The organism is Streptomyces viridosporus (assembly GCF_002078235.1).
GTDB classification, from domain to species: Bacteria; Actinomycetota; Actinomycetes; order Streptomycetales; family Streptomycetaceae; genus Streptomyces; species Streptomyces viridosporus.
Window position 1 is genome coordinate 1 of sequence record NZ_MSGP01000751.1, and the last position, 8,163, is coordinate 8,163.

Genomic DNA, 8,163 nt, shown 5'->3' on the forward strand with positions numbered 1-8,163 from the left:
GCGGTGCCGGCCGGCACCGCGATCATCGCGAGGTCGGGGCGCAGGCCCCGCACCGCCCGCTCGGAGAAGTCGCTGGCCCCCATGAGGAACGCCGACGGGCCGTCCGCCCCGGCGGTCACCCGGAAGGCGAGGGTGTCGCCCTCGGGCAGGTCCGCGATGGTGCCCGGGGCCGTCGCGAGCGGGGCGTTCAGCGTGCCCGGGGCGAAGTAGGAGCACTTCTTGTTGCGGCTGTGCAGGCTCGGCACGACCTCGACGACGATCCCGTCGAAGTCCAGCACCTCACCGCCCTTCACCACGGAGATCTGTCCCGCGTCCACCCCCAGGGCGACCAGCAGGTGGTACGTGGTCTCGGTACCGACGACGCGCGCGCCGGTGGTCCGGGCGATGTGGGGCACGTCGGCGAGGTGGTCCCAGTGGGAGTGGCTGACCAGGACGAGTTCGGGGCGGCCGATGTGCGCGTCCACGTCCTCCGGCCGGGTCCGCAAGGGGGTCCGCGGGTCGAAGACGCCGTCGAACAGGCCCGTGGGGAAGCGGGTGAGGTACGGGTCGAAGAGCACGGTCCGGTCGCCCACGTCGATACGCCAGCCGGCGGTGCCGAGCCAGCGCAGCGACACCGCACCGGCGGCCGGGTTGCGCCCCCCGTCGGCCCCGGCCGAGGTGGCGGCCGCGGTGGTGGCGGCCGTGGCGGCCGTGGCCGGGATCAGCGGGGAGGCCGCGCCGAGCGCGGCGCCGCGCAGCACCGTGCGCCGGTCGAACCCGCGGTGGGAGGGTGCGCCCGACCGGTCCGTGACAGGTGATTCCTGGGTCATGGCGTCAGGAGATCAGGGCGCGAACTCCCCTGTCCAAGACCGGAATCGGGCTCCGGTGATACGCGAACGCATATCCGCCCCGGTCACCGGCCGTCGCCGCCTCCGCGGAGGGAGCCGACCGCGATTCCGGCGGCCCTGCCGATCGCGGCGTCCACCATGGCGCGCGAGACAGCCAGGTCGCGGGTGCGGGCGAAGACGGCGATCGCGTAGCACGCGCCGTCGGGGTAGCGGGCGACGCCCGCCTCCATGTGCAGACCCGGCAGGGTCCCGGTCTTGGCCGCGACCGCGACGTCGTCCGGGAAGCCCGACGCCAGCCGGTGGCGGAAGACCTGGCGGCTCATCAGGTCGCGTACGAACGCGCAGGCTTCCGGCGGCCCGGCGGCGTCGCTCCAGACGAGCCGGAGCAGTCGGGTGATCTCACGGGGCGTGCTCGCCGTGGTGTGGCGGGGATCCAGCACGGCCAGCCGCCTCTTGCGGTCGTCCGGCAGGGCGGGGTAGCGGACGGCGAACTCGCGCTCGTCGCGCGCCCCGACCTCCGCGAGCATCGACTCCAGCAGGTCCCGCGGGCCGCCCACGATCCGGGTCCGTTCCAGCCCGAGCTCCTTCGCGAGCAGCCGTACGGTGTCCGGGCCGACGCGGGCCAGCAACAGGTCGGCCGCGGTGTTGTCGCTGACCGACATCGCGAAGTGGGCCAGGTCGCGCAGCGACAGCTCGACGTCGTCCAGACAGCCGGCGGTCCCCCAGCCGCCGAGCCGGTCGGCCGCGGTCACCCGCACCCGCTCCCGGGGGTCGAGCTGGCCGGCGACGACCTGCCGGGCGAACTCCAGCACCAGCAGCACCTTGAAGATCGAGGCGATCACCACGGGGTCGTCGGCGCCCACGGCGACCTCACGGGCCCCCGGCTCCGCACCGGCCTCCCCGGCGCCCCCCGCGCGCCCGTGGACGGGGACGGAGATGGGGACGGCGTGCAGCTGTCCCTCGGCGCCCGCACCGGCGAAGACCCGCCGGATCCGTTCCTCGACCACTGCTTCCTCCTTGCTGTCGATGTCTTCCGATCACACGTACGATCCTGGCCGTGGATCTCTTGCGCCACCTGCGTCTCTTCGTCGCCGTGGCCGACGAGCTGCACTTCAGCCGGGCCGCCGAGCGACTGGGCATGGCGCAGCCGCCGCTCAGCCAGGCGATCCGCAGGCTGGAGAAGGAGCTCGGCGCGGAGCTGTTCGACCGCTCGCAGCGCGGCGTCCGGTTGAGCGCCGCCGGGGCGGCCCTGCTGGAGGAGGCCCACGAACTCCTCGCCCGGGAGGAGCGGTTGCGCACGCTGGCCCGCCGCGCCGCCGCCGGCGGCCTCGGCACGCTCCGCGCGGGGGTGCCGCCCGACACCACGGCCGCCGTGCTGTCCGCGCTGCTGACCGCCTGCGCGGAGCGGACCCCGGGGCTCTCCGTCGACCTGCAGGAGGTCACCACCGAGGAACAGGTGCGGCTGCTCTCCTCCGGCGGCCTGGACGTCGGACTCGTGCACCATCCCGTCGACGCCACCGCACTGCACCTCGGCCCCGAGGTCTCACTGGACCTGGGTGTCGTCCTGCCCCGCACCTCGCCGCTGGCCCGGCTGCCGGAGGTGGCGCTCGGCGACCTCTCGGGCCACGACCTGGTGCTCTTCCCGCGGACCCACGCACCCGGCCGGTACGACCGGATCCTCGACGTGTGCCGCGCCGGGGGTTTCGTGCCCGGCCGCCTCCGGCACGCGTCCAACCCCGAGTTCTTGCTCGCCCTCGTGACGGCGGGTCACGGAGTCGCCTTCGACCAGGGACCGGTGGCCCGCAAGGAACCCCGCGTCGCCTGGCGGCCCCTGGCCGGCCGCCCCCTCGCCCTGCGCATCGGCGGCGCCTGGCCCGTCGGCCGCGGGGCCCACCCGGCCGCCCGCCGCTTCGCGGAGCTCGCGGCCGACGTCCTCGCCCGCGACCGCACGGCGACCCCGGGACGCGAGGGTGTCCCCCGGCTCCCGGACGATCCTCCGCGCCCGTGGTCGGTGGTCTACGGCTAGTGCCGTGACCGGAGCGGCGGACGGTGGGACCGGACCGTGCAACCGCCGGGCCCTGGTGATCGTCCTCGCCCGTGGAACCACGACGGGAGGGGAGGGGGTCGGCCTCCCCGTCCGCCGGCCGTGCCGGTCATGGTCCTCGCCGGAGCGACCGGCCGTCCCCGCCGGTCGCGTGGACGCGTCCTACGAGGGGAGTGCGTGAGCATGCTGGGATTCGGCACGCAGCTGATCACCGTCTTCCTGCTCGCGGCCATGGTCATCCCGTACAAGCTGTGGACGATCGGGCGCCGTCCGTCCCGTCCGGCCCGCTGGGCGGTGATCGGTCTCGGTACGGCGGCGGTGGGATACGCGGGCGCCGTGGCGTACGGGTTCGCCTTCACCGATCCCGCGGAGGTGTGCGGCCGCCTGACCCTCGACGACGACTTCCCCCTGGTGCGCGTGACCGTGGACGCCTTCCCGCCCGACGTCACCTGCCACTGGACCGCCCACGGGTCGTCGCATGCCACCGCCCTGAGCGTGTGGGTGATGTGGGCGGGCCTCGCCGTCGCGGTCGTGGCCCTCTCCGTCCTCCTGCTGAGGAGGCAGTCGCGGGTCTCCCGTGAGGCACGGGCCGGTGCGATGTGGTCGCCGGTGGTGGCCTCCCTGATCTGGGTGACCGGTGTCGACCCGATGCTGGAACTCTCCCGCTCCGACCTCCACGACGCGTGCCTGCACGCGAAGACGGTCCCCCCGGAGACCAGGCTCACCCGGATCGACGTCCTGGACACCGGCACCACCGTCTTTCCGCCGTCCGTCACCTGCACGTACCCCGACGGCGAGTTGGACCTCCTCAGGGAGGAGCGGACCGGCGTGCTCGTCTGCGGTGCCGTCTTCGTGGTCTTCGCGGGGATCGTCCTGTACCAGGCCACGACCGCGGGTCCGCGGGGCAGCGCGTCGCGGGGCGTTTCCACGCGGTGACGTGTCCCTCGTGGCGGTGACGTGTCCCTCGTACGTCGGCGGCCCCTCGGGGCCCTCGTCCGGGTCGTTCCCGGTGGCCTCCGCCTCCGCGGCGTTGTCGTCGCCGGTGAGGGCGCAGCGGACGGTTCCACCGGGGAAGGGGCGGACGGCGTCGAGGGCGACGGGACGGCTCCCGCGTGCGCGGTGGGAGCCCGTCCCGTCCGCGGCGGCTGTCCGCCCCGTCGTCCCCGCACTACTTGCTGACGGCGAAACGCATCAGGGCGTGCTCGTCGCCCTGCTTGAGCTTCCCCGTCTCGTTGATCACCTCCAGCTTCCACGTGGTGCCCACCCGTATCGCCTTGGCCACGGCGCAGGCGTTGTCCTGGGTGAGCAGGCTGGGCCAGATGTCGGCGACCTGCTGGGAGCTCCCCCCGGTCGCGTCGTAGACCTTGAAGCTGATGTTGCGGGCCTTCTGGAAGGCACTGCCCTTCTTGTAGGCGGCGGCGACGAACACGATCGACGTGATGGCGGACGGGAGCCGCGCGAACTCGACGGTCACCGTCTCGTCGTCCCCGTCCCCGTGTCCGGTCTGGTTGTCGCCGCTGTGGAGCAACGAGCCGTTGCCCATGGGGTCGAGCGAGTCGAGACCGGCGAGGCGCACCGGGTCCCCGCCCTGCATGGCGATGGCGATCAGGTCGAGGTCGGTGCCGGTCTTGCGGCGCAGCTTGCCCAGCACTCCGCCGCTGCTGCCGGCGGTGGGGTCCCAGGAGACACCGATGGACAGGTGGGTCACTCCGTCCAGATCTGCCGGGCCGTCTTCCTTGGTGAGCGTGATCATGCGTGAGTCATCCTCCGTCGACGGAAATACACCCCAGAGTGTGCCTGGCGCCCCGGATGTCCGACCTGGCGGGTCTCCCGGGGCGCGTACGAACCGTCCCGGCCGGGCACGGCATGCCGGCTGTGCGGGAAATGTCCGGGGCCGCCGGCACGCGACCGCGGAACCTCGGGCTCACCCGAAGGCCCGACTCGGAGGACGGGGCCAGCCGTGTCGGGCGGTGTCGCCGGGCGCGACCGTGTCGGGGGCGGCCTGCGGCGGAACGGTGTCGGGGCAGGAGGGCGGTCCCGGCAGGTCCGACCCGGCTCACCCCGTAGTTCTGTTCTGCCCACGTCGCCGCAGCGGTGCCGTCATCCACATCGTCGGTCCGACGACGGACGAGAGGACTGCCCCCCGACGATGATGGGGACGGCCGCCATGAGGAAGAAGCCGAGAAGCAGCCCTGCCCACGTCGGTTCTCACCCGTCGTGCTTCCTCCCTGCGAGAAGGGAACACCGTGTTGACGCCTTTGCTGGGCATGCTGCTGTTCGTCGGTCCGGCCACCGCGGCGGCGAGCATCGTGACCGTTGTCCTGATGCTGAACAACCCGCCCGTGTCCCTGTCCAGACTCTGTGCGGTTCTCGTTCTGGTCTTCGGTTCCTCGGCGGCAGTCGTGTACTGCTACGGCCGGCTCTCCGCCATCCTGGGAGGGCCGTTCCCCGAGCCGTGCGAAGACCGGAACACCTCCGGTGCCGAGTTGGTCGGCACGGTGGACGAGGACTGGCCCCTTCGCAGCGCCTGCGTCTACTCCGACGGTGCGACGGTGGAGCACATCTCGATGTCGATCAACGTGCTCGTCTGCCTGCTGGCAGGTCTTGCCGTCGTCCTGGCCTGTGCCGGCGCCGTCCTGCACCGGCGGACCCCATCAGCCCCTGAAGGATCGCTCGGCAATTCCTGACTCGGCTCTCGCCGGTCTCCGAGCGGGCGCTACAGGAGAGCCTTGCCGGGTCCTCAGCCGGGAACGTCGGGGTTCACCTCATCGCGTCCCCACTCGAAGGCGCCGAGCGGGTGGGTGTACGCGGGCCGCCCCGTGTTCCCGCTCGTCCGGAAGGGCTTGCCGTGGTCGTCGATGCGCACGGTGCCCCGTTGGTCGCCGCTGGACCAGACCAGCTCCAGGTACCAGCTCACGTTGTGTGCCCGCGCGTCCGCGAAGACGTGGAAGACCTCGGGGTCGGACTCGCTCACCTTGTAGGGGAAGTCGCGCTGACCGGCCTGGGGGGAGAGCGCGGGCCGCCCGGCGTCGAGGTCCACCCCGAAGGCCGTCGTCTCCACGACACCACCGCACCCGACGCCCATCACGAAGTCGTTCCAGGCGAGGGGCGCGCTCTTCTCCACCACCCGTACGTGCAGTTCCTCCAGGACGACGGTGGCCCTCCCGGTGCCCTGCACGGTCAGCGCGAGCATCTGCTGCCCGCCGGCGACCCCGCCCAGCGCGGTGACCCACCCGCGCGCGTCCGGCTCACTCGGCGGCGGAGGCACCTGCTCGGGCTTCCGGTCGATCAGGTAGTGCTGGCTGCACGGCCCTTCCCACTTGTACGGATTGACGGCGACGGTGGGCGCGGTGGCCCTGTCCTCGAAGCCGCCGCCCCGGGCCGCCCCGGCCGCACCGTTCCGGGAGGCGGAGGTGGAGGCGGAGGCGGTGGGGCCGCCGCTGTGCGAGGCGGACGGCGAGGCCGATCCGCCCTTCGCGTCGGCCGACTCGGAGGCGCCGGGGCTTTCGCCGGCGGAGTCGACGGGCCGGGAGGCAGCTCCCACCGGCCGCTTTCCGCCCGGGTCGTCATCGCCGTCGCCGAGCACGAGATTCGCCACGAGCACGGTCGACACGACAACGGCGGCCCCGGCGAGGACGACGACGCTGCGCCGCCGCGCCCCGGGAGCCTTCGCCCCGGACCGCCGCTCACCCTCGGGACCGGCCCCGGCCCCGGCCGCCGCTTCGGCTTCCGCCGTCCTGGTCCCGGTTTCCGTCGTGTCGGTTCCGGTTTCCGTCGTCTCCGTTTCGGCTTCCGCCGCCCTGCCCCCGGTCTCCGTCGTCTTGGCCCCGGTCCCCGCCGTCCCCGTTCCGGCTTCCGCCGTCCTGGTCCCGGTCTCCGTCGTCCCGGTTCCGTCCTCCGCCGCTGTCCGGGCCCGCGGTTCCTCCTTCGCGGGGGCCCCGCCCGCCTTCTGCCTCCGCCGGGCATCCGCGAGCACCCACCGCCGGTGCAGTTCCACCAGTTCCTCGGGCGTCGCCCTGCACACCCGCGCGAACCGTTCCACGGGCGCGTAGTCCGTCGGCACCGCGTCCCCGTTGACGTACCGGTGAAGCGTGGACGCACTCGTGTGCAGCCGCTTTCCGAGCACCCCGTAACTGAGCCCGGACCGTTCCTTCAACCGTCCCAACAGCTCGGAGAATTCGTCTCCCGCCATGGTTCCGTTCCCTCCCCACGTCCCGGATCCCCGTTCCAGGGGGTGGTCATTCCCCCAGGTCAGAGCCGTCGCAAGCGTTCCAGCGTCCCGGATGCCCCGGCAGTCGTGGCGGTCGGGACGGATCACTGCACAAGCTTGGGCCATCCAAGCACGCCGCTCCCGGCAACCGGACGAGCGGCGCCTGCCACCACACGTACCGCCCAAGGGGGATCACATGTCCACACGCACCCACCGCACCCGCCGCACCCGCGTGTTCGTCGCCGCCGCGCTCACGGCCGCCGCGCTGACGCTGACGGCGTGCAGCAACGGGGAGGGCGTCCACGACGAGGGGGCACCGGCAGGTTCCGCATCCGCGTCGGCGCCCACGTCCTCGCCCGGGACGAGCGGGGGAAGCTCCACCGGGGCGGGACAGACCGACCCGGCGGGCTGGGCCTCCGAGGGCTCGACCGGCGGCACGGCCGGTTCGAGCGGCACAACGGGTTCCACGGGGTCGTCGGGCTCCACGGGATCGTCGGATGCCACGCGTTCCAAGGAGCCGGCGTCCGCCTCGGCCCCCTGCTCCAGCGCCTCCACCCGGATGACCGCCACGGAGGTCTCCCGCCCCCTGAACCACCTTCTCCTCACCGTCACCAACACCGGCTCGAAGAACTGCAACCTCATCGGCCATCCGGCGGTCCGGTTCGGCGGGGCCCAGTCCGTCCCGCCGGCCTTCGAGGACTCCAAGCCGCAGGCGGTGGTCACGCTGGCCCCCGGCGAGTCGGGCTATGCGGGCGTCCTCCTCTCGGCCGCGGACGGCAGCGGCTCCAACGGCTACACGGCCAAGTCCCTCGAGGTCTTCTTCAACGACGGCGCGGGCACCGCCCGCCCGTCGCTCCCCGCGAAGGGCGTGTACGTGGACGACTCGATCGGCGTCTCGTACTGGCAGTCGACCATGGCCGACGCCCTGGCCTGGTGAGGCACCGGCTCACCGCTCACTGACGCCACGGTGCGGAAGGCCGGGACCACGGCCGCGACGCGGACGTCCGCCGTGCTCATCCGCCGTGATCAGTGGTCGCGCACCGGATCCGCGGCGGGAGGATCGGCGGACGTCCGCGTCGCGG

General features: G+C 73.2%; 9 protein-coding genes. 4 read left to right on the plus strand and 5 right to left on the minus strand.

All coding sequences use genetic code 11. The annotated features are described in order from the left end of the window. The coding region (locus B7L92_RS37060; protein ID WP_174704078.1) for an MBL fold metallo-hydrolase at positions 1-809 on the minus strand (809 nt) is incomplete at its 3' end. A gap of 83 nt (positions 810-892) precedes the next feature. Then, positions 893-1,834, minus strand: a complete 942-nt coding sequence (locus B7L92_RS37065) for a serine hydrolase (RefSeq protein ID WP_081241526.1) — start codon at positions 1,832-1,834, stop codon at positions 893-895. Between the two features lie 50 nt (positions 1,835-1,884). Here B7L92_RS37065 and B7L92_RS37070 point away from each other — a divergent pair, with 50 nt between their 5' ends. Both B7L92_RS37070 and B7L92_RS37075 read left to right on the plus strand, forming a co-directional pair. Next, a complete protein-coding gene (locus tag B7L92_RS37070; RefSeq protein WP_004985648.1) occupies positions 1,885-2,853 on the plus strand; it encodes a LysR family transcriptional regulator in 969 nt (322 codons plus the stop codon). Positions 2,854-3,054: 201 nt separating this feature from the next. Then, positions 3,055-3,807, plus strand: a complete 753-nt coding sequence (locus B7L92_RS37075) for a hypothetical protein (RefSeq protein WP_081241527.1) — start codon at positions 3,055-3,057, stop codon at positions 3,805-3,807. A gap of 232 nt (positions 3,808-4,039) precedes the next feature. Here B7L92_RS37075 and B7L92_RS37080 read toward each other — a convergent pair whose 3' ends face one another. Then, entirely contained in the window at positions 4,040-4,624 is a 585-nt protein-coding gene (locus tag B7L92_RS37080) for a TerD family protein (protein ID WP_016825395.1), read from the minus strand. Positions 4,625-5,138: 514 nt separating this feature from the next. Between B7L92_RS37080 and B7L92_RS37085 the strand changes: the two genes are divergently transcribed. Then, on the plus strand, positions 5,139-5,558 hold the full coding sequence (locus B7L92_RS37085) for a hypothetical protein (protein WP_255311326.1): 420 nt from the start codon (positions 5,139-5,141) through the stop codon (positions 5,556-5,558). A 53-nt stretch (positions 5,559-5,611) separates the two neighbouring features. On the opposite strand, the gene B7L92_RS37090 is transcribed toward B7L92_RS37085, so the two are convergent. Then, positions 5,612-7,063: a helix-turn-helix domain-containing protein gene (locus tag B7L92_RS37090; RefSeq protein WP_081241529.1), complete on the minus strand. Its 1,452-nt coding sequence runs from the start codon at positions 7,061-7,063 to the stop codon at positions 5,612-5,614. Between the two features lie 210 nt (positions 7,064-7,273). After that, positions 7,274-7,651, minus strand: a complete 378-nt coding sequence (locus tag B7L92_RS43775; protein ID WP_368656282.1) for a hypothetical protein — start codon at positions 7,649-7,651, stop codon at positions 7,274-7,276. Between B7L92_RS43775 and B7L92_RS43780 the strand changes: the two genes are divergently transcribed. Then, entirely contained in the window at positions 7,641-8,018 is a 378-nt protein-coding gene (locus tag B7L92_RS43780) for a DUF4232 domain-containing protein (protein WP_368656283.1), read from the plus strand. The genes B7L92_RS43775 and B7L92_RS43780 overlap by 11 nt on opposite strands. Positions 8,019-8,163: the final 145 nt, after the last annotated feature.